A 20267-nucleotide genomic window follows, 5' to 3' on the forward strand; every position below is an offset into this window, starting at 1 on the left:
GGACGAGTGTAGCGACGCGAAACCGCGCAAGAACGGGCGCGCCTCGTAGCGCCGCGGCGGTTTTCGTATGACGATCGGATTGGACTACGAAACCCGGCGGCGCCTGCGCGCGCCCTTCGCCGGAACCGCTTCCATCGCGCGGCGGCCGCCGCGCGGGCGGCCGGAATCAGGACTCCAGACGGCGTGCGGCGAGATACGCGAGCTGCGCGCGGTTCCGTACGTTGAAGAGTTTTTCGAGCGAGCGGATATGGTGGCCGACCTTGTGCAGCGACGTGCGCAGCGCGCTCGCGATCTCCTGGTCGGACAACCCGTGCACCAGACGATCGAGCACCTGCTGCTGCTCGTCGCCGAGCGCGAAGCCGCGCATGCGCGCGATGCGCGCTTCGAGAAACGGCAGCGCGACGCGATGCACGGCGAGGCTCACCGACAGCGCGCCGCCGATCACGCGATCGTCGATCCATTCGGTGCCGTGGGCTTCCGACGTCACGTTCACCGCGACGCGCAGGTCGAGCCGCGGCGCCGACAGGCTGAAGATCACGCCGCTGTTCATTGCGTGCGCACGCAAGTGGCCGGCCAGCGCGAGCACCTTGCGATCGCCGCTGCCGTGCCCGACGCCCTCGATCTCGTCCAGCCGCCACGCGACCGGGAAGCCGCTCTGCCGCACCTGCGCGAAGCGCGGGTCGTTCTCGTAGAGCATCCCCTCGATATACGGCTGCATGAACGTCGCGGGCGCGAGGTCGCGCAGCAGATGCGCGCACAGGATGCGCCGCCCGATCATCTCGTATGCGCCATAACCGAGCGTGCTGAAACCGATTTGCCGCAATCGCGCGTGGCATTGCGCGAAATCGACGGGAGCGAGGTCGGATTTACCGGGCGCGATTTGAATGCCGGTAAAAACGTCACGCTCGATCGCGTGTATTTCTTTCGAATAAGCGGCATTGGCCGCGATATCCGCTTGCGAGAACCACTCGACGCGTGGCGCGTCGTCAGCATATGTCATGAGCAGCCCACCTTTCCCAATATGTGAACTTGCCCCGTCACGACCTGGTCTTTTCTTTATGATTTTCTGGTTGTCTCTATTCGACCGCGAGCATGAACCTTTCGCCGCGATTAGTATTACGGCATATTACGCGCACACCGGCATTTTTGTACAATGCCCCCGCGTTTCGTCAGGATGACGATCGGCGCATATCATAAAGATGCTCGATCGCACCGTTGCGGGCACCGTGCACGACACGGCCGCCGCCGCGCTGCGCGTCGATTCCGAGGGATGGCTCATGTCCGACATTGCATTGCATGAAGAAGCGGTCGCCCCAACCATGTTGTCCCGTCCGTCGCAGCGGACAGCCGGCTGCACCGACGCGTCGAGAGCGCGGCCGGTCCAGGTCGTCTGGTGCGACGACGTCAAGCGCGGCGACATCGCGCAGCCGCACGCGCCGAAGCTCGGCGTCGCCGATACGCTCGCAAACGCGCAGAGCACCGCCGAGCGCAACCGGATCGTCGCGAGCCTGCTGCATCTGACGGGCTTCTCGACGTTCGCGTACTTCGCGCTCGAATTCTCGCGCGAGCGCGTCGAGAGTCTCTACCTGCACGAGGCGTTCACGCCCGCCACCTACCGCGGCGACTACGTGCGCCACCACCATCACGACATCGATCCGCGCACGCTCGGCGCGCGCGTGTGCAACATGCCGATCGTGTGGGATCTGCAGCAGCTGCGCCGCGAACACCGCGAGCGCGACGATGCGCCGTACGTGACGCCGGCCGCGCTCGACGGCTTCCTGCAGACGATGCAGGACGACGGCATGTGCAGCGGCATCATGTATTCGATGGCCGTGCCCGGCACGCGGCTGCATGCGTTCATGAGCTTCACCGCGCCGCGCCGCACGCGCGAGTGGATCACGCCGGCGACGATCGAGCAGGCGCTGTCGATCGGGCTGTCGGTGCACAAGTTCGCATCGCCGCAGTTGATCGCGACGTCGCGCGAACGTGCGGTCAACGGGCTCACGCCGTTCGAGCAGGAACTGCTGCTGGGCATCGCCGAAGGCGCGTCGGACAAGGAGATCGGCCGCCGCCTCGATACCAGCGCGCACAACGTCGACTATCACCTGCGCAAGCTGCGCAAGCGCTTCGGCGTCGCGAACCGGATCCAGCTCACGTACCTGACGTCGAAGCTCGAGCTGATCTGACGCGCGCGTCGGCGGCCCGCGTAAATGCAGATGCCGGCCTCGCGGGCCGGCATCTGCGCACGTCCGACGAAGACGGCGGCGTTACTTCAGCAGCGTCATCTGCACGACCTTGACGATCACGAGCCCGACCGCGACCACCAGATAGCCGCGCAGCACGGCCATCCACACGCGCGTCGCGACCGTCATCTTCTGCGGTGCGAGCGTGTCGAGCGGCGGCATGCGCCACGTGTCGCGCAGCGAGCGATCGATGCCCGGCTCGACGACGCGCTTGTTGCGGCGGATCAGCACCGTCGCGAGATAGCCGGCGATCGCGAGCACCGTGCCGCCGACCAGCACGTCGATGATCGCTTCGCCGCTGATGTCCGGATACATCACCGATGCCGTCAGGATGATCGACAGCAGCACGAGTACCCACACCACCGCGCCGGTGAACACGTTGAGCTTCGTCGAATTGACCCACGGACCGAGCACCTGGCGATCGTTGCAGAGCACGAGCAGGAACACCGTCGCGCTCGGCAGCAGCACGCCGGCGAGCGTCTGCACCGCTTCAGTCAGCAGCCCGAGCGGGCTGCCGGGAATCAGCACGAGCGCGGCGGCGGCCGCGACGATCCCGAAGTAGACGAGATAGAAGCCCTTCGCATCGGACACGCCGCGATGCAGCGAATGGCGGATCTTGAACACGTCGCCGATCGCGTACGCGGTCGACAGCGACACGGCCGCCGCGCCGATGATGCACGCATCGAGCAGCGCGACCGCGAACAGCGTCGCGCTCGTGCGGCCCGCGTACTTCTCGAGCCCTGCGATCACGCCCCCCGCGTCGGTGAAGTTGCCGGCTTCCGGATGGCCGCCGAACAGTGCGGCGCTGAAGCCGATCATCGCGACCGAGCCCAGCAGCACGAACGCGATGCCGATCCACAGGTCGACCTTCTCGTACTTCATGAAGCGCGGCGTGATGCGCTTGTCGATCACGTAGCTCTGCTGGAAGAACAGCTGCCACGGCGCGACCGTCGTGCCGACGATGCCGATCACGAGCAGCATCACGTCGGACAGCTTTGCATGGGCCGGCCAGTTCGGCACGAAGAAGTCGCGCGACATCTGCGACACCGGCGGGTGGATCGACACGAGCACCGGCACGAGCAGCAGGCTCAGCACGCACAGCACGATCGCGAACCGCTCGAAACGCCTGAAGTCGCCGGTACTCACCGCCGCCATCGTCAGCGCGGCCGCGACGCACACGCCCGCGACCTTCGGGAGCCCGAAGAAAGCGAGCACGAACGTGATGCCGATGAACTCGGTGACGATCGTCAACGCGTTGAGCAGGAACAGGTCGATCACGCTGAACGCGCCCCAGAACTTGCCGAAGCGCTCGAAGATCAACCGTGCATGGCCGACGCCGGTGACCGCGCCGAGGCGCAGCACCATTTCCTGGTTCACGTACAGCACCGGCACGAGCAGCAGCAGCGTCCACAGCAGCGTCGTGCCGTAGTTCTGGCCGGCCTGCGTGTAGGTACCGAACGCGCCGGCATCGTTGTCGCCGACCATCACGATGAGGCCGGGGCCGATGATCGCGAGCAGCGTACGCAGGCGCGCCCACCACGTGCCGCGCGCGGCGGTGTCGTGATGCGAGATCGTGCCGAGCGCGCCGCGGATGTCGCCCAGGTGGGCTTCGTCGAGCACGGCGCTGCGTTCGACGACGATCGGGGAAGAGACGTTGGATGGCGTGGACATGATGAATTCCGTACGGCTGGTTCTTTTATCCGGCGAGCGTGTGGCCTTGGCATGCGCGCGCGGCAGCTCCGCGTGCGCATGCCGAGACGCGCTCGGCGTGTCGAGTTCAGGAAAGCAGCGATTTCAACCGCGTGAACAGACGGGAGAACACCCGCGGACGGGCGTCGAGCATCAGCATCGCGTCGTAGTGCGGGCGCGATTCCGTGACGTGCGGAAGGTTCGACAGCAGAAGGCCGAAGTTCATGGTCTGGCTCCTGGCGGCGGGCATGCGTGCCGGCCGCGTGGTGGGCGCGGGGCCAGTCCGGGGCCTGAACGGCGTGTCAGGCTAGTCGGCCGGAATGTCCCTGCGACCCGGGTTCATGAGGGTCTGTTGATGCAACGGGCATAAGGGACAACTGTCACTGTCGTTCATGGCGGCTCCTGTGCGGTGTTCCGGGGAACACGGTTGGCCGTCGCCCGACACGCGGGCCGCCGTCCGGATGCATGCGGGACGCATGCGCGAACGCGGCCGCGCGTCGAGCGGCGGCGAAACCGGATTGCGCATGCGCTGACGCATCACGCTAACCGGCGCGAATCAGGGTGCACGTAGGGAGATACTGCGGAATACTGCTGCGCGCACCGTTTGCCTGGGGACAAACGGCGGCTTCGATGAGGCGCGGACGTCGGTCGCTCAGGCGGAAATTTCGTTCGAAGATCGACTACTGCAGGCGTCCAAGGCGGCGGCCCCAAGAGTGAAGATGCCGGATTCTATGGACCGGCCGAAACGGAAGTCAACCCTTTGACCGGCGTTCCGTGGAATATTTTTCCCGCGTCCACGCGCTGAAAGATTCGCGCCCGAAATGACGCGCCGCAACCTTTCAACGCGTCAGGGTCGCACCGCCGCGCGGCGATGCGTTTCAGCAACAGTGGCCGCGGCCAGCCGGGCGGCGCCGTAACGTCCCCCGAACCGACGCGCGCTCATGCAAGGCGGGCCGCACCGCCGCTCGAGCGGCGATCCGGCCCGGTCCGTCGGCGTGCGCGCGGGACTTACGCCCCCGTCACATGCGTGCGGCGCGCACGTCAGCGTCGTCCATCACTCGCCATACAGCCCGAGCAATTTCAGCGTGACGCCGTTGGTCCAGCCGAAGCCGTCCTGCAGCGGATACTCGCCGCCCCCGCCGCCGCCCTCGCCCGCGCCTTCGACCACGTACTTCTCGACGAGCTTGCCTTCGGTCGCATACACATGCTTCACGTCGGCCAGAAAGCGCGTGCCGATGTCCTTCGCGAGCGCCGGTTCGCCATAGCGGCGCAGCCCTTCGATCGCGATCCACTGCAACGGCGCCCAGCCGTTCGGCGCATCCCACTGCTGGCCCGTGTTCACCGTCGTCGTCGCGAGGCCGCCCGGCTGCAGCAGCGTCTTGCGCACCTCGCGCGCGGTCGCCTTCGCGCGCTCGGGCCAGGCGACGCCCGCGAACAGCGGATACAGCGCGGCCGCCGTCACCGCGTCGCGCGGCTTGCGCAACTGCCAGTCGTAGTCGCCGTAATAGCCGCGACGGTTCCACAGGTAGTGATTGATCGCCGCCGCACGGCGTGCCGCGCGTCCGGAGAAGTCCGCCACGCATGACACGTCGCGCGCGATCGCGCAGCCCTTCACGATCGTCGTCTCCAGATGGAACATCAGGCTGTTCAGGTCGACCGGCACGATCGACGTCGTGCGGATCGTCGCGAGCGTCCTGCCGTCGCCGAACCAGCGCGAGCTGTAGTCCCAGCCGCTCTCGGCGCCCGCGCGCAGGTCGCGGTACACCTCGTTCGCCGGACGGCTCGGCACGGCCTTTGCGGTCGTCACGTCCTCGAGATACGACTCGTCGCGCGGCGTGTCGCTCGCGTCCCAGTAACGGTTCAGCACCGCGCCGTCCGGCATCGCGACCACGTGGCGCGCGGCCTGCCCGCGCGGCGTCGTGGTCTCGCCCTGCATCCAGTACGCATACTCCTTGCGCAGCGCGGGCAGGTATTTCTGGTAGACCTTGTCGCCTTCGGCCTGCGCGGCGAGCGTGACCATGTACGCGAAGAACGGCGGCTGCGAGCGGGTCGCATAGTACGTGCGATTGCCGTTCGGGATGTGGCCGACCGTGTCGATCAGATGCGCGAAGTTGTCGAGCATGTCGTCGACGAGATCCTCGCGACCCGACACCTGCAGCCCGAGCATCGTGAAATAGGTGTCCCAGTAGTAGCCTTCGCGGAAGCGCCCACCGGGCACCACGTACGGTTTCGGCATCGGGATCAGCGAACTGTACGGCGGCACCGTCGTGCTCGTGCGCGTCAGTTGCGGCCACAACCAGTCGATGTGCTGGCGCAGCGTCTGGTTCGGCGGCGGCGTGACCCCGCCTTCCGGCGGCGGCGTGAAGTGCTGGTCGACGAACGCCTTCAGCGAAAAGCCCGTCTGCGACTTCTGTTGCTGATACAACTGCACGATCGTCGCCGGATCGGTATCGGGTGTCGCGTCGACGAAGGTTTTCTGGTCGGGATACAGCTGCGCGGTCTGCACGGCGACGAACAGGTCGCCGTAGAGCTGGCTCGGCGGCGGCAGCAGCGTGCTCGCGTTCTGGTTCGTGAGTGCGGCCGACGCCGGCACGGCGGCCTGGCCGGCCGCCTGCGCGACTGCGTGGTTCGCGCTGTCGGCCTGCGCGGCGCAGCCGGCGACGGCCAGGTACGCGACGGCCATGACGGCGGCCCAGCGCAGACGCGGCGCGGGCGGCGACGGATACGGCGCGGAATGCGATGCGGTCGATGCGGCACGACGTGACGTCATGGCGTGTCCCCTCCTTTCGATGGTGAATGGATCGGCAGGGGTCTCGTTCGCGCGTGCGCTCGTCTCGATGGCCGTCGATCGATGCGCTTCGTTGTATTCCACAGACGAGTTTGGACTGTCGCACGAAACGCGCATCGCGCGCAAGTTGCAGCTCCTCGCCTGCTCGCCGGTGTCGTGTGGCTCGTCACTCGATGCGTCGCCGCCGCAGTCGTCTCTTTTTGCGCGCGCCCAGGCAGGAACGACTGTTGCAACATGCGGAACAAGCGTTGTCTCGCGTGACGCAACGACCACATTGTGGGCATAATGGCGTCTTTACCGCGCGCCCTGCCCATGTCGCCCGTCTTTCTAGCACCGCTCATCGTTGCCTGTGCGTTGTTCATGGAAAGCGTCGACGCGAACATCATCGTCACAGCCCTCCCCGCGATGGCGAGGGACTTCGGGCACAATCCCGTCACACTGAACATCGCGATCACGGCCTACGTGGTCGGCCTCGGCGTCTTCATCCCGATCTGCGGATGGCTCGCCGACCGCTTCAGCGCGCGCGCCGTGTTCCGTACCGCAATCGGCATCTTCGTCGCCGGCTCGCTGATGTGCGCGGCGTCCAACTCGCTCGGCGTGCTCACGTTCGCGCGCTTCGTGCAGGGCGTCGGCGGCGCGATGATGGTGCCGGTCGGCCGGATCATCATCTTCCGCGCGGTGCCGCGCTCCGATCTCGTGCGCGCGATGAACTACCTCGCGATACCCGCGCTGTTCGGGCCCACGGTCGGGCCGCTCGTCGGCGGCTTCATCACGACCTACCTGCACTGGCGGATGATCTTCTTCATCAACGTGCCGATCGGCATCTACGGGATCTACCTCGCGAGCAAGCACATCGCGAACACGCACGAGCCCGATCCCGGCCCGCTCGACTGGTTCGGCTTCCTGCTGTCGGCGAGCGGCGCCGCGCTGCTGCTGATGGGGCTCACGCTGATCGACGGCTCGCTGACGTCGCGCAGCAACGCGATCATGATGTGCGCGGTCGGCCTCGCGATGCTCGCGCTGTACGTGCCGTACGCGCGCCGCAAGGAGCGGCCGGTGCTCGACCTCAGCTTCCTGAAGATTCCGACGTACCACGCGAGCGTGGTCGGCGGGTCGCTGTTCCGCATCGGCCTCGGCGCGGTGCCGTTCCTGCTGCCGCTGGCATTGCAGGAAGGCCTCGGGATGAGCGCGTTCCACTCGGGGCTGATCACCTGCGCGTCCGCGCTCGGCGGCGCGGTGAGCCGCTCGACGGCCACCCATACGTTGCGCCGCTTCGGCTTTCGCACGGTGCTGATCTACAACGCCGCGTTCGCGGGCCTCGCGATCGCCGCGTACGGCGTGTTCCATCCGGGCATGCCGACGTGGGCGATCTGGACGATCGTGCTGGTCGGCGGCATCTTCCCCGCACTGCAGTTCACGAGCCTGAATTCGATGATCTACGCGGATATTTCGCAGGCCGATGCGGGCCGCGCGACGAGCCTCGGCAGTGTCGTGCAGCAGATGTCGCTCGGCCTCGGCGTGACGGTCGCCGGCCTCGTGCTGCACGTGTCGCACTGGGCGCAGGGGCATCAGACGATGGTGTGGTCGGATTTCTGGCCCGCGTTCGTCGTGGTCGGGCTGTGCTCGTTCGCATCGATTCCGATCACGCGGCGGCTGCCGCCCGGCGCCGGCGACGAAGTCGCGCGCGGCAAGCGGCAATAGACGGCGAACGTGCGGGAAGCGGCAGGAAGACCGGAAAAACAAAAAAAATCAGCGGACATCCACACGGGGCCGGTGCACAGCCGCATGGATGTCCGCTCAGGGCTCCGGGTCTCTCGTTGGGGGTTGAGAATCCCGGATCTGCTTCCTGCGTGCCATGGACATATGTGCGTCGGAAGCCGAATCGTTGCGCGCACATTTCGTCGCGCCATGTCCGAACTATAGGGAAACTCGCGCCGCGCATCTGTCAAGCATTGTCAGACGCGCGCCCGGCACGCGCCGCACGCGTGCGCCGCTTTCGCGCTACAGTGGTGCCCGACCGTCACCCTCAGCCTCCGTTCCGATGCTTACGCTCTCGCCCGCCGCCGCCCGCGCGCTGCATCTCGCCGCGCAGGGGCTGCTGACCCCGCCCCGCCGCAAGGCCACCAAGGCCGACGTGCTCGACACGATCCGCCGGATGGCGCAGTTGCAGATCGATACCATCCACGTCGTCGCGCGCAGCCCGTATCTGGTGCTGTTCAGCCGGCTCGGCGAGTTCGCGCCGCAGTGGCTCGACGAACATCTCGCCGAGGCGCGCCTGTTCGAATACTGGTCGCACGAGGCGTGTTTCCTGCCCGTCGAGCAATTCGGGCTGATGCGCTACAAGATGCTCGATCCTTCAGGAATGGGCTGGAAATACGCGGCCGACTGGCACGCGCAGAACCGTGCGGAGATCGATCGGCTGCTGGCCCGGATTCGCGCGGAAGGACCGGTGCGGTCGGCCGACTTCATCCGCGAGGACGGCGCGAAAGGCAACGGATGGTGGGACCGCAAGCCCGAGAAGAAGCACCTGGAAGTGCTGTTCACGCTCGGCGAGCTGATGGTGTCCGAGCGCCGCAATTTCCAGCGCATCTACGACGTGCGCGAGCGCGTGCTGCCGGACTGGGACGATGCGCGCGACCTGCCGCCGCGCGATGCGGTGCTGCCCGCGCTGCTCGATTACACGTGCCGCGCGCTCGGCGTCGTGCGCGCGGACTGGGTCGCGGACTATTACCGGCTGCCGCGCCGTTCGTACCGCGCGGAACTCGAGCAGCTGGCCGACGCCGGCGAGCTGATTCCGGTGGCGATCGCCGACTGGAAGGAGCCGGCCTACGTGCATCGTTCGCTCGACGCGCTGCTGCCTGCGGCGGCCGACGACACGCTGCGCTCGACGGTCACGACCTTGCTGTCGCCGTTCGATCCGGTGGTGTGGGACCGCCGCCGCGCGTCGACGCTGTTCGGATTCGATTACACGATCGAGTGCTATACGCCCGCGCACAAGCGGCGCTACGGCTATTTCTGCCTGCCGGTGCTGCATCGCGGCCGGCTGGTCGCGCGCGTCGACGCGAAAGCGCATCGCGCGCTCGGCACGTTCGAATTGAAGGCCGTGCATGTGGAGCCCGGCGTGCGATTCGGCGCGGGGCTCGCGGCCGACGTCGCGAAAGCCGTGAAGCGGCTGGCGGCGTGGCATGGCACGCCGGAAGTAACGGTCGTGCACGGGCCGGCCGAGTTGACGAACGCGCTGGCGGGCGCGTAAGGCCGGCGCGGCCGGATGGGCGGCGACGTGGGTGCCGCTTCCTGTACCAACGCGCCCGCCGAGTGTCGATGCGCTCAGTCGCGCAGCTTGCGAAAGCGCGGCGTACCGTCCGGCAGGTTCTCGTTGAACATCGCTTCCGGCCGCACCCACAGGCCGCGCGCGTGCGGCCACAGATGCTCGTACACGACCACCGACTCCTCGGTTTCGGAATGACGGGCGACACCGATGTAGCGATACAGCCCGCCCTTGTAGTGACGATGCGTGGCGAGCTGTTCGGCTTCCTGTTCGGTCATGATGGGCTTCCCCTTCGGCAAAAACGAAAGCGCGTATTGTATGCGTTCGCCGCGCGTCAGCGTTTCGCGTAGATGTCGGACCGGCGGATCTCCATCAGCAGCTCGGGCTTCGCCGGCGGCGCGAAACCGACCGGGCGATACAACGCGTGCGCGTCGGACGTCGACAGCATGATGCACCGCAGGCCCTGCAGCATCGGCTGCGCGAATATGTGGTCGACCAGCGCGCGGCCGTAGCCGTTGCCGCGTTCGGCCGGCAACACGAATACGTCGCACAGGTAGGCAAACGTCGCGTGGTCGGTCACGAGCCGCGCGAACCCGACGAGCCGGTTGCCGACATACGCGCCGAAGCACAGCGATCCGTCGATCGCCCGCTCGACCACGTCGCGCGGAATGCCGCGCGACCAGTACGCGTCGCGATGCAGGAACTCGAAGATGGTGTCGATGTCGAGCTCGCGCTTGTCGGTGGAAAATCTCAGCGCGGCGGATGGGGTTGCGGGCACGTCGGCTCTCCGGAGGATCGGGGTGAAGCAGCAACGATAGCTCGGTGTGGGGTGCCGAACAAGCGAGGCCCGATGCAACATGTACAGCAACCGGTACAATGCATCGACCCATGCCATACTTGCAAGTCATGCGCACGATTCACTTTTCCGATGGCCGCAGCAGTTTGAAGACCGTCATCGATCGGGTCGTCGACGATGCAGACGTGACGCTCGTCACGCGCCGCGACGCGCCGAACGCCGTCATCCTGTCGCAGGAATACCCTGACAGCCTGAGGAAGACCGTTCAGCTGCTCCGCTCGCCGGCCGACGTCGCCCGTCTGGAATGCTCGATCGCGCAATTGCGCAACGGCAAGCTCAAGGAGCACAAGCTCACGGGGGACGATGAACGAGCGCTCGCCGCGTGCTCATTACTTCCGACGCGCGGGACGATCACGTTTCCTCGCAGGGGCAAGACCGCAAAACGCGCAAGCGCATCAACCCGCTCATTCGCGCAGCCCGACGGACGCCGTTCGAAGGTATCGGCAAACCTGAACCGCTGAAGGCCAATCTGTCCGGATTCCGGTCGCGCCGCATCGACGACACGAACGGTCTCGTCTACGAGGCGGACGATCTCCAGATCAGCATCGTGTCTTGCCGCTACCACTACGAATAACAACAACCCGCTCCCGCCCCACCACTCCATGCCTTATCGACTCGTCGCGTTCGACTTCGACGGCACCCTCGCCGATTCGCTCGACTGCTTTCTGTCGGCGTTGACCGATGCGTCGCGCCTGCACGGTTTCCGCGACGCCACGCCCGAGCTGCGGCCGATGCTGCGCGGCATGTCGGCACGCGACATCATCCGCGCGCTCGAAGTGCCGATGTGGAAAGTGCCGCGCGTAACGCTCGACATGCGGCGGCTGATGCGGCCGCGCATCGCACACGTGAAGCTGTTCCCGGGCGTCGACGCGACGTTCGACGCGCTCGCCGCGCGCGGCATCCGCATCGCGATCGCCACGTCGAACAGCGAGGACGTCGTGCGCGACCGGCTCGGCCCGCATGCGAGCCGCTGCGTCGACACGTTCGCGTGCGGCATTCCGCTGTTCGGCAAGGCGCGCCGGCTGCGCGCGCTCGTGCGTGAAAGCGGCATGCAGCCCGACGACGTGCTGTACGTCGGCGATGAAATCCGCGATGCCGAAGCGGCGCGCCGCGCGCGCATCGCATTCCAGGGCGTCGCATGGGGCTACACGGCGCCCGACGCGTTGCAGGCGCATTGCGCGACGCCGCTGCTGCCGCATCTCGACGCGCTGCTCGATCGCGTATGACGATGGCGCGCGAATCGCGCGTTCACTTCGACGCGCCGTGACGCGCAGTGACTCGTCGCGACACGCGCGCTCTACCCGCACGACGATGAAACGCCGATGACAACCGCGCACATCGCATTCGTCGCATACGCATCGCGCACGCAAAAATTGCCGCCACGCCAGACGCGACAGGTACGCACTACCTGTCCGCACGCGCACGCCTCGATTCGTCTTACCAACCGTTACACAAACCACAGCGCGGTTGCACCTGCTACCCGGGCGCTCTCCTAGAATCAGTCGGGCCGGCACACACGCCGAACGCCACCGCGGCAGAGCGGCGCTCGGATCCGGCCCGGGCGCGCCCGGTCTCTCGCACAGCCGCGGATCACGCGATCCGCCCGTTAATCAGAGCCCCGATCGAAAGGAGGTCCCATGAACCGCTTTCCCCACATCTCGCGCCTTGCACTGTCTGCCGCTGGCCTGCTTCTCGTCGCCGTGACGGCGAACGCGCAAACCGCGCAACCGGCTGCATCCGCACCGGCCGCCGCCACGCAAACGCGCATCCACGAAGCCGACCAGACCTTCATCACGGACGGCACGAAAACCGTCTCGACCCAGCACGATGCCGCGCGCATCGCCGATTCGCGCACGTCGGACAGCCAGGTGAAGGCATTCGCGCAACGCGTGTCGACCGACGACGAGAAGATCATCCAGGCGATGCGCGCAGCGAGCCCGCGCGGCGTCGACGTGCCGGCCAACGATCCGGACAAGACCGTGCTGGACAGCATCAAGAGCCTGCGCGGTGCGGAATTCGACAAGGCGTACATCGAGCAGGTCGCGCTGGCCGGCCAGCAGAAGACGATCTCGGCATTCCAGGCCGAAATCGCGTCGGGCCGCGACACGAAGCTGAAGGAAGTCGCACGCCAGGCGCTGCCGATCCTGCAGGCGCACTACGCGGACGCGCAGAAGCTCGCGCAGCGTCATCACCTCGCATCGGCGCAGTAACGCGATGCCCCGCCGCGCGTCGTGCGCGGCGGCACGCCGTTTCCCCGCCCGTCGCGTCGCCGCCTCCCCCCGGCGGCGCGACGCACGTCACCTGGGGGCGACGCGGCACGCGTCACGTCGCGAGCTTCGCTTTCAACCGGTCGCGGATTGCCGGCCACTCGTCGTCGATGATGCTGAAACGCACCGAGTTGCGCTTGCGCCCGTCGGGCATGATCCGCTCATGACGCACGATCCCTTCCTGCTTCGCACCGAGCCGCAGTATCGCGGCGCGTGACTTCTCGTTCAGCTCGTCGGTCGTGAACTGCACGCGCACGCACTCCAGCGTATCGAACGCGTAGGTGAGCAACAGCCATTTCGCTTCGGTATTCGCGCGCGTGCGCTGCGCCGATTCGCTCAGCCACGTATGACCGATCTCGAGCTTGCGATGCTTGCGGTCGATCTTCCAGAAACGCGTGCTACCGAGCGCGCGGCCCGATGCCCGGTCGACGATCACGAACGGCATCACGGTGCCGGCCGCGCGGCCTTGCAGCGCGGTGTCGATATACGCGTCGATCGTGTGTTCGTCCGGCACGACCGTGACCTTCAGGTTCCACAACTCGCCGTCCGCCGCCGCAGCGAGCAGCGCCTGCCGGTCGGACGCCGCGAGCGGCCGCAATGCGATGCGCTCGCCGGTGAGCGTCGGCTGTTCGGGCAAGGACGAAGTGTCGGTCATGACGGATTCCATCGAAGTGAGGATGCACGCAGCGAAACGTCATCATACGGCCGGCGCTAGCCGGGCAATGCGGCAAGCCGGCGGCGGATCGCCTTTGCCTCGCCGCGCAGCGCATCGGTGAATGCATCGACCAGCAGGTTCTTCGGCCGGTGCTCGGGCACGATCACGCTGACGCGATACGGGAACGAGCGCATGAGCGGCCGCACATGCAAATCGCGCCCGACGAAATCGAGCGCGGTCAGCGGATTGACGATCGCCGCGCCGAGCCCCTGCCGCACGAACGCGCACACCGACACGGCCGACGGCGTCTCGACCACCGAACGCGGCGCGACGCCGAGCTGCGCGAACGCCTCGTCGATCAGGATCCGGTACGGATCGTTCAGCGACAGGCTCACGAACGGGCGATCGGCGAGATCCGCGAGATCGATCGCCTGCTTGCCGAGCAGCGGATGACCGTCGGGCAGCACGCACACTTCGTCGACCTCGAGCAGCGGCGTGAGCACGGTGCCGGCCGGCGCGACGTCGTGTTCGGTCAGCCCGAGATCGTAGCGCTGCGCGGTCAGCCACTCCTCGAGCACCGGCGACTCCTGCGTCGCGATCGATACGCTGACGCCCGCATGCGCGTCGTGAAAGCGCCGGCACGCGCCGGGCAGGATCGCATGCGAAAACGCGGGCAGCGCGATCACCGACAGCTGCCCGTCGCGGAATTCGCGCAGCCGCGCGGCCGTCGCGGCGACACGCTCGAGCCCCACATACGCGAGCCGCACGTCGTCGAACAGCGTGAGCGCCGCCATCGTCGGCCGCAGCCGCCCGTGCGAGCGCTCGAACAACGCGAAGCCGACCACCTGCTCCATCCTCGCCAGCTCGCGGCTGATCGTCGGCTGCGACGTGTAGAGCATCTCGGCCGCGCGCGTCGTGCTGCCGGTCACCATCAGCGCGCGGAAGACTTCGATGTGCCGGTGTGTAAGCATGGCCGCCCGTCTATATCAGAAATGAATCGAATACCGATAAACAGGCATTTTACTGTATAGCCGTTCTGGCGCATGATTCACGCTATCCGTTCATTCGACCGATCCATCCGCCATGTCCCTCGATTCCCGCCAGCTCGCGGCGCTCGCGCAGCAATACGGCACCCCGCTGTGGGTGTACGACGCCGACGTCATTCGCGACCGCATCGCCCAACTGCGCCAGTTCGACGTGATCCGCTATGCGCAGAAGGCGAACTCGAACCTGCATATCCTGAAGCTGATGCGCGAAGAAGGCGCATGCGTCGACGCCGTGTCGCTCGGCGAGATCGAGCGCAGCCTCGCTGCCGGGTTCAGTCCCGCAGGCGAGCCGGAAGGCGTCGTGTTCACGGCCGATCTCATCGATCGCCCGACGCTCGCAGCCGTGCTGAAGCATGGCGTGACCGTGAACGCGGGCTCGCTCGACATGCTTGCACGCGTCGGCGAGCATGCGCCCGGCCATCGCGTGTGGCTGCGCGTGAATCCCGGCTTCGGCCACGGCCACAGCAACAAGACCAACACCGGCGGCCCGCAGAGCAAGCACGGCATCTGGATCGACGACGTGCCGCGCGCGATCGAGATCGTGCGCCAGTACGGGCTGAAGCTGGTCGGCATCCACATGCATATCGGCTCGGGCGTCGACTACGGCCACCTGTCGCAGGTGTGCGACGCGATGGTCGACCTCGTCACGTCGCTCGGCCACGACATCGATGCGATCTCCGCCGGCGGCGGCCTGTCGATTCCGTATCGCGACGGCGAACCGCGCGTCGACGTCGGTCACTACTTCAGCCAGTGGGATGCCGCGCGCAAGCGGATCGAACGCCACCTCGGCCATGCGGTGCGCATCGAGATCGAACCGGGCCGCTTCCTCGTCGCCGAAGCCGGCACGCTCGTCACCGAAGTGCAGGCCGTGAACCATCGGCCGAAGCACGACTTCGTGCTGATCGACGCGGGCTTCAACGATCTGATGCGGCCGTCGATGTACGGCAGCTACCACGCGGTGTCCGTGCACGCGCAGGACGGCGCGCTGCCGGCCGGCCGGCCGCTCGTCGACATCGCGATCGCCGGGCCGCTGTGCGAATCCGGCGACGTGTTCACGCAGGATGCAGGCGGCGTGGTCACGCACCGCAAGCTCGCGCAGCCGCAGATCGGCGATCTGCTGTTCCTGCACGATGCGGGCGCGTACGGTGCGTCGATGTCCTCGAACTACAACAGCCGGCCGCTCGCGCCGGAAGTGCTCGTCGATCGCGGCACGCCGCGGCTGATCCGCCGCCGGCAGACGATCGGCGAACTGCTCGCGCTCGAGACGTTCGAGTAACGCGCACCCGCGCAGTCCACCCGCACGTACGCGCCGCGTTCGACGAGTCGGACGCCGACGGCCACGCTTGCCTCGACCGGCATGCGTGGCCGTTTCGCTTTTCGGCGGTTGTCCTCGGGGCAACCGCCCGGCCCCGCCGTAGCACCCGATGCTGCGCGCCCCGTGCAACCGCAGCAGATCGCTTGCATCGCGCCCGACGCGCAGAGAAAAACTTTCCACGCCACGTGAAAAGTCCGCGCGTTTTTGGAAGCACTTTCCTTTTTGACAAAACTAAGATTGCCGTCAGTCGTTCAGCATTTGCGTCACCGGACATGCATCGACGATGCAGCCGGTCTACTTCACTCGCAAGCCGCACGGGCACTCATGAACACGACGCTTGAACTCTTCGCCGCGCACCGTTACGCCACCGTGCGCGAACGCATGCCGTAACGCATCGCGGCACACGGCTCGCGCCGTCTCCCGCCGCACTTTCCTCGCCGCATCCACCGCGGCCCGCTTCCCGCCCACGGCGACGCTGCCCGTCGCCGCGGACGCGCTCACTCCGAATTTTCGACATCGACGTTTCGACAACAACCCAGGAGACAACCATGAAGCCCTTCGCCCCGACGCTCAAGCAAGGCCTCGCCGCCGTCCTTCTTTGCGTGGCAGCCACCGTCTCGCACGCGGCCGACCTGCTCGACACGGTCAAGCAGGCCGGCGTGCTGAAGATCGCGCTCGAAGGCACGTACCCGCCGTTCGACTATCGCAATGCCGAAGGCCAGCTCGAAGGATTCGACGTCGACGTCGCGAAGGCGGTTGCCGCGAAGCTCGGCGTGAAGCCGCAGTTCGTGACGACCGAATGGAGCGGGATCCTCGCCGGGCTGCAAGCCGGCAAGTTCGACGTGATCGTCAACCAGGTCGCGATCACGCCGTCGCGCCAGCAGGCGCTCGACTTCAGCACGCCGTACGTGTACTCGTCCGCGCAGCTGCTGCAACGCCAGAACGACACGCGCACGTTCAAGTCGCTCGACGAACTGAAGGGCAAGAAGGTCGGCGTGACGATGGGCAGCAACTACGTCGATCTCGTGAAGACGGTGCCCGCGATCGATCTGCAGGTCTATCCGGGCACGCCGGAGAACCTGCGCGATCTCGCGGCGGGCCGCATCGACGCGGCGGTCAACGATCGCCTGATGCTCGCGTACCTGATCAAGAACTCGCACCTGCCGCTGCGCCCCGGCTCCGTGCTCGCCGGCGGCGAGGACAAGATGGGCATTCCGTTCCGCAAGGGCAATCCGAAGTTCGCGAAGGCGATCGACGACGCGGTCGCGGCGTTGCAACAGGACGGCACGCTGAAGAAGATCTCGATGCAGTGGTTCGGCTCGGACACGACGCGGCCCGTCGCGCAATAACGACGCCGGCGCGCCCGCGCGTACGCACGCGCGGGCCGGCCTGCAACCAGCCGACACGCGAGCGGCACACGGCACATACTCAGGAGACACGCGATGGAAGCATTCGATCTCGTCATTCATACGCTGCCCGTCATGGTGAAGGGCGCGCTGTTCACGCTGAAGTTCGCGGTGGCGTCGATGGCGCTCGGCCTCGTCGTCGGGCTCGTGGCCGCGATCATGCGGATCGGCAGCAACCGGTTCGCATCCGGCCTCGCGCAGGGCTACGTGAGCCTGATGCGCGGCACGCCGCTGCTCGTGCAGATGTTCGTCGTCTACTACGGGCTGCCCGATCTCGGCATCACGCTCGATCCGACGACGGCCGGCATCTTCACGCTGACGCTCAACGCCGGCGCGTATCTGTCCGAAAGCATGCGCGGCGCGATCCTCGGCATCGGCCGCGGGCAATGGGCGGCCGCGCACAGCCTCGGCCTCACGCACGTGCAGACGCTGCGCTACATCGTGTGCCCGCAGGCGTTGCGCCTTGCGGTGCCGAGCCTCGGCAACACGCTGGTCAGCCTGATCAAGGACACGTCGCTCGTGTCCGTGATCACCGTCACCGAGCTGCTGCGCTCGACGCAGGAAGTGATCGCCGCGACGTTCCAGCCGCTGCCGCTGTACCTCGCGGCTGCCGCGATCTACTGGGTGCTGAGCACGCTGCTCACGCGCCTGCAGGGCCGTGTCGAGACGCGCCTGTCGCTGCCGTCCGCGCATTGAGCATGCTCGCGCCCGTCACTCCGAACCTCCATCAGGGACACACGATGATTACGCTCGACAACGTTTCCAAGTGGTATGGCAAGCATCAGGTCCTTTCCGCATGCAGCGCGGCGGTCTCGAAAGGCGAAGTGGTCGTCGTCTGCGGGCCGTCGGGCTCCGGCAAGTCGACGCTGATCAAGACGATCAACGGCCTCGAACCGTTCCAGAAAGGCAGCATCGTCGTCGACGGCATGCGGCTCGGCGATCCGGCCGCGAAGCTCGCGCAGCTGCGCGCACGCGTCGGCATGGTGTTCCAGCATTTCGAGCTGTTCCCGCACCTGTCGATCACCGACAACCTGACGCTCGCGCAGGTGAAGGTACTCGGCCGCCGCAAGGACGAAGCGACCGACAACGCGATGGCGCTGCTCGATCGCGTCGGCCTGAAGGCCCATGCGCACAAGTATCCGGCGCAGCTGTCCGGCGGCCAGCAGCAACGCGTCGCGATTGCACGCGCGCTGTCGATGAACCCGGTCGCGATGCTGTTCGACGAGCCGACGTCCGCGCTCGACCCCGAGATGATCAACGAAGTGCTCGACGTGATGGTCGAACTCGCGCGCGACGGGATGACGATGGTGTGCGTCACGCACGAAATGGGTTTCGCGAGGAAGGTCGCGCATCGCGTGATCTTCATGGACCAGGGCACGGTGGTCGAGGATGCGGCGAGCGACGCGTTCTTCGCCGCGCCGCGCTCCGAACGCGCGCGCGATTTCCTCGACAAGATCCTGCACTGACCGCAACGGCTTCGCTACGCTTCGACCGACTTTCCAAGGACGCCATCTTGAACCACCTGCATTCGACCGACACCCTGCTCGCTCACGAAGGCCGCTCGCACGGCCAGCCCGGCTCGCCGGTGAATCCGCCCGTCTATCGCCAGTCGACGCTGCTCTTTCACGACACCGACGCGCTCGACGCGGTGCGCGGTACGCCGCTCGCATACGGGCGTCACGGGAGCCCGACCACGCGCGCGCTCGAAAAGGCGCTCGCCCGCGTCGAGGGCGCGCACGCCGCGCTGCTGACGCCGAGCGGCCTCAGTGCGATCACGACTGCGCTGCTCGCGGTGCTGACCCCGGGCGATCACCTGCTGATGGCCGACTCGGTGTACGACCCGACCCGCTCGTTCTGCGACGAGACGCTCGCGCGCCTCGGCATCGAGACGACCTACTACGATCCGTCGCTCGGCGCCGGCATCGCGTCGCTGATGCGACCCAACACGCGCGCGGTCTTTACCGAATCGCCGGGCTCGCTGACCTTCGAAGTGCAGGACATTCCCGCGATCTGCCGCGTCGCGCACGAGCACGACGCGGTCGTGCTGCTCGACAACACGTGGGGCACGCCGCTGAATTTCCGCTCGTTCGCGCACGGCGTCGACGTGTCGATTCACGCGGCGACCAAATACATCGCCGGCCACTCCGACGTGCTGATGGGAGCGATCCTGACGAACGAAGCGCTCGCGCAGAAGGTCACGCGCTGCTATCGGCAGCTCGGCATGACCGTCAGCGGCGACGACGCGTATCTCGCCCTGCGCGGGCTGCGCACGCTGTCGGTGCGGCTCGAACGGCATCAGCGCAATGCGCACGTGCTGACCGACTGGCTCGCGCAGCAACCGGAAGTCGCGCAGATCCTGTACCCGGCGCGACCCGGCGATGCGGGTCACGCTTTGTGGCAGCGCGACTTCACCGGCGCGTGCGGCCTGTTCGGCCTCGTGCTGCATCCGCAGCCCGACGATGCGGTGCGCGCGCTGCTCGACGGCATGACGTGCTTCGGGATGGGCTACAGCTGGGGCGGCTTCGAAAGCCTGATCATCCCGTCCAACCCGTCGCGCCATCGGACCGCGACGCCATGGACCGCAGCCGGCCCGCTGCTGCGCATTCATGCCGGGCTCGAGCATCCGGACGACATGATCGCCGATCTCGCCGCGGGTTTCGCGAGAATGCGCGCTGTCGCGGCCGCGCTCGCGGAAGCCTGAGGCCGCGCAACGCGGCGCACGCCGCTCCACACC

The 20267-nt window shown here is 67.0% G+C and carries 19 protein-coding genes and 1 pseudogene; 12 read left to right on the plus strand and 8 right to left on the minus strand.

What is annotated here, in order from left to right; genetic code table 11:
- Positions 1–166: 166 nt before the first annotated feature.
- Complete coding sequence (locus Q3A80_RS15685) at positions 167–1000, minus strand: helix-turn-helix transcriptional regulator (RefSeq protein ID WP_446329872.1); 834 nt, start codon at positions 998–1000, stop codon at positions 167–169.
- A gap of 277 nt (positions 1001–1277) precedes the next feature.
- Between Q3A80_RS15685 and Q3A80_RS15690 the strand changes: the two genes are divergently transcribed.
- Positions 1278–2186: a helix-turn-helix transcriptional regulator gene (locus tag Q3A80_RS15690; protein ID WP_446329921.1), complete on the plus strand. Its 909-nt coding sequence runs from the start codon at positions 1278–1280 to the stop codon at positions 2184–2186.
- 81 nt (positions 2187–2267) lie between these two features.
- Here the strand turns inward: Q3A80_RS15690 and Q3A80_RS15695 are convergent, their stop codons facing one another.
- From Q3A80_RS15695 to treA, 3 genes are all read right to left on the minus strand, one after another.
- Positions 2268–3914 (minus strand): NRAMP family divalent metal transporter, encoded by a 1647-nt coding sequence (locus Q3A80_RS15695; protein WP_446329873.1) that lies wholly within the window; start codon positions 3912–3914, stop codon positions 2268–2270.
- A gap of 106 nt (positions 3915–4020) precedes the next feature.
- Positions 4021–4158, minus strand: coding sequence for a hypothetical protein (locus Q3A80_RS15700; RefSeq protein ID WP_446329874.1), 138 nt, complete (start codon positions 4156–4158; stop codon positions 4021–4023).
- 828 nt (positions 4159–4986) lie between these two features.
- Positions 4987–6702 (minus strand): alpha,alpha-trehalase TreA, encoded by a 1716-nt coding sequence (treA, locus tag Q3A80_RS15705; RefSeq protein WP_446329875.1) that lies wholly within the window; start codon positions 6700–6702, stop codon positions 4987–4989.
- A gap of 330 nt (positions 6703–7032) precedes the next feature.
- Between treA and Q3A80_RS15710 the strand changes: the two genes are divergently transcribed.
- Entirely contained in the window at positions 7033–8421 is a 1389-nt protein-coding gene (locus Q3A80_RS15710; RefSeq protein WP_446329876.1) for an MFS transporter, read from the plus strand.
- A gap of 340 nt (positions 8422–8761) precedes the next feature.
- On the plus strand, positions 8762–9973 hold the full coding sequence (locus Q3A80_RS15715) for a winged helix-turn-helix domain-containing protein (RefSeq protein WP_446329877.1): 1212 nt from the start codon (positions 8762–8764) through the stop codon (positions 9971–9973).
- 74 nt (positions 9974–10047) lie between these two features.
- Here the strand turns inward: Q3A80_RS15715 and Q3A80_RS15720 are convergent, their stop codons facing one another.
- Both Q3A80_RS15720 and Q3A80_RS15725 read right to left on the minus strand, forming a co-directional pair.
- Complete coding sequence (locus Q3A80_RS15720) at positions 10048–10266, minus strand: DUF1653 domain-containing protein (protein WP_006751720.1); 219 nt, start codon at positions 10264–10266, stop codon at positions 10048–10050.
- Positions 10267–10322: 56 nt separating this feature from the next.
- The gene (locus tag Q3A80_RS15725; RefSeq protein ID WP_446329878.1) at positions 10323–10766 is read right to left on the minus strand and encodes a GNAT family N-acetyltransferase; all 444 of its coding nucleotides are present in this window, start codon (positions 10764–10766) and stop codon (positions 10323–10325) included.
- Between the two features lie 128 nt (positions 10767–10894).
- On the opposite strand from Q3A80_RS15725, the pseudogene Q3A80_RS15730 reads away from it, so the two are divergent.
- From Q3A80_RS15730 to Q3A80_RS15745, 4 genes and pseudogenes are all read left to right on the plus strand, one after another.
- Positions 10895–11152 (plus strand): annotated as a pseudogene (locus tag Q3A80_RS15730) (type II toxin-antitoxin system Phd/YefM family antitoxin); the annotation flags it as partial.
- 14 nt (positions 11153–11166) lie between these two features.
- Positions 11167–11418 carry a Txe/YoeB family addiction module toxin gene (locus tag Q3A80_RS15735; RefSeq protein ID WP_446329879.1) on the plus strand — a complete coding sequence of 84 codons (252 nt, stop codon included), beginning with the start codon at positions 11167–11169 and terminating at the stop codon, positions 11416–11418.
- Between the two features lie 28 nt (positions 11419–11446).
- Complete coding sequence (locus Q3A80_RS15740; protein WP_446329880.1) at positions 11447–12070, plus strand: HAD hydrolase-like protein; 624 nt, start codon at positions 11447–11449, stop codon at positions 12068–12070.
- 411 nt (positions 12071–12481) lie between these two features.
- Entirely contained in the window at positions 12482–13054 is a 573-nt protein-coding gene (locus Q3A80_RS15745) for a DUF4142 domain-containing protein (protein ID WP_446329881.1), read from the plus strand.
- Between the two features lie 112 nt (positions 13055–13166).
- Here Q3A80_RS15745 and Q3A80_RS15750 read toward each other — a convergent pair whose 3' ends face one another.
- Positions 13167–13766 carry a GNAT family N-acetyltransferase gene (locus Q3A80_RS15750; RefSeq protein WP_446329882.1) on the minus strand — a complete coding sequence of 200 codons (600 nt, stop codon included), beginning with the start codon at positions 13764–13766 and terminating at the stop codon, positions 13167–13169.
- Between the two features lie 56 nt (positions 13767–13822).
- On the minus strand, positions 13823–14737 hold the full coding sequence (locus Q3A80_RS15755) for a LysR family transcriptional regulator (protein WP_446329883.1): 915 nt from the start codon (positions 14735–14737) through the stop codon (positions 13823–13825).
- 112 nt (positions 14738–14849) lie between these two features.
- Between Q3A80_RS15755 and lysA the strand changes: the two genes are divergently transcribed.
- The 5 genes from lysA to metC all read left to right on the plus strand — a co-directional run bounded on the left by lysA (position 14850) and on the right by metC (position 20234).
- Positions 14850–16088 (plus strand): diaminopimelate decarboxylase, encoded by a 1239-nt coding sequence (gene lysA, locus Q3A80_RS15760; RefSeq protein ID WP_446329884.1) that lies wholly within the window; start codon positions 14850–14852, stop codon positions 16086–16088.
- A 587-nt stretch (positions 16089–16675) separates the two neighbouring features.
- A complete protein-coding gene (locus tag Q3A80_RS15765) occupies positions 16676–17476 on the plus strand; it encodes a transporter substrate-binding domain-containing protein (RefSeq protein ID WP_446329885.1) in 801 nt (266 codons plus the stop codon).
- A 93-nt stretch (positions 17477–17569) separates the two neighbouring features.
- On the plus strand, positions 17570–18229 hold the full coding sequence (locus Q3A80_RS15770; protein ID WP_446329886.1) for an amino acid ABC transporter permease: 660 nt from the start codon (positions 17570–17572) through the stop codon (positions 18227–18229).
- 44 nt (positions 18230–18273) lie between these two features.
- A complete protein-coding gene (locus Q3A80_RS15775; protein ID WP_446329887.1) occupies positions 18274–18999 on the plus strand; it encodes an amino acid ABC transporter ATP-binding protein in 726 nt (241 codons plus the stop codon).
- 47 nt (positions 19000–19046) lie between these two features.
- Positions 19047–20234 carry a cystathionine beta-lyase gene (gene metC, locus Q3A80_RS15780; RefSeq protein WP_446329888.1) on the plus strand — a complete coding sequence of 396 codons (1188 nt, stop codon included), beginning with the start codon at positions 19047–19049 and terminating at the stop codon, positions 20232–20234.
- The last annotated feature ends 33 nt before the right edge of the window (positions 20235–20267 follow it).

Source organism: Burkholderia sp. SR8 (genome assembly GCF_052851275.1).

What these genes read in the sequence shown, in the direction of transcription:
- Q3A80_RS15715 (WP_446329877.1), top strand. Translation starts at nt 8,762, where the DNA reads ATGCTTACGCTCTCGCCCGCCGCCGCCCGCGCGCTGCATCTCGCCGCG.
- treA (WP_446329875.1), bottom strand. Translation starts at nt 6,702, where the DNA reads ATGACGTCACGTCGTGCCGCATCGACCGCATCGCATTCCGCGCCGTAT.
- Q3A80_RS15740 (WP_446329880.1), top strand. Translation starts at nt 11,447, where the DNA reads ATGCCTTATCGACTCGTCGCGTTCGACTTCGACGGCACCCTCGCCGAT.
- Q3A80_RS15710 (WP_446329876.1), top strand. Translation starts at nt 7,033, where the DNA reads ATGTCGCCCGTCTTTCTAGCACCGCTCATCGTTGCCTGTGCGTTGTTC.
- Q3A80_RS15775 (WP_446329887.1), top strand. Translation starts at nt 18,274, where the DNA reads ATGATTACGCTCGACAACGTTTCCAAGTGGTATGGCAAGCATCAGGTC.
- Q3A80_RS15685 (WP_446329872.1), bottom strand. Translation starts at nt 1,000, where the DNA reads ATGACATATGCTGACGACGCGCCACGCGTCGAGTGGTTCTCGCAAGCG.
- Q3A80_RS15755 (WP_446329883.1), bottom strand. Translation starts at nt 14,737, where the DNA reads ATGCTTACACACCGGCACATCGAAGTCTTCCGCGCGCTGATGGTGACC.
- Q3A80_RS15750 (WP_446329882.1), bottom strand. Translation starts at nt 13,766, where the DNA reads ATGACCGACACTTCGTCCTTGCCCGAACAGCCGACGCTCACCGGCGAG.
- Q3A80_RS15690 (WP_446329921.1), top strand. Translation starts at nt 1,278, where the DNA reads ATGTCCGACATTGCATTGCATGAAGAAGCGGTCGCCCCAACCATGTTG.
- Q3A80_RS15720 (WP_006751720.1), bottom strand. Translation starts at nt 10,266, where the DNA reads ATGACCGAACAGGAAGCCGAACAGCTCGCCACGCATCGTCACTACAAG.
- Q3A80_RS15745 (WP_446329881.1), top strand. Translation starts at nt 12,482, where the DNA reads ATGAACCGCTTTCCCCACATCTCGCGCCTTGCACTGTCTGCCGCTGGC.
- Q3A80_RS15695 (WP_446329873.1), bottom strand. Translation starts at nt 3,914, where the DNA reads ATGTCCACGCCATCCAACGTCTCTTCCCCGATCGTCGTCGAACGCAGC.
- Q3A80_RS15700 (WP_446329874.1), bottom strand. Translation starts at nt 4,158, where the DNA reads ATGAACTTCGGCCTTCTGCTGTCGAACCTTCCGCACGTCACGGAATCG.
- Q3A80_RS15765 (WP_446329885.1), top strand. Translation starts at nt 16,676, where the DNA reads ATGAAGCCCTTCGCCCCGACGCTCAAGCAAGGCCTCGCCGCCGTCCTT.
- Q3A80_RS15770 (WP_446329886.1), top strand. Translation starts at nt 17,570, where the DNA reads ATGGAAGCATTCGATCTCGTCATTCATACGCTGCCCGTCATGGTGAAG.
- lysA (WP_446329884.1), top strand. Translation starts at nt 14,850, where the DNA reads ATGTCCCTCGATTCCCGCCAGCTCGCGGCGCTCGCGCAGCAATACGGC.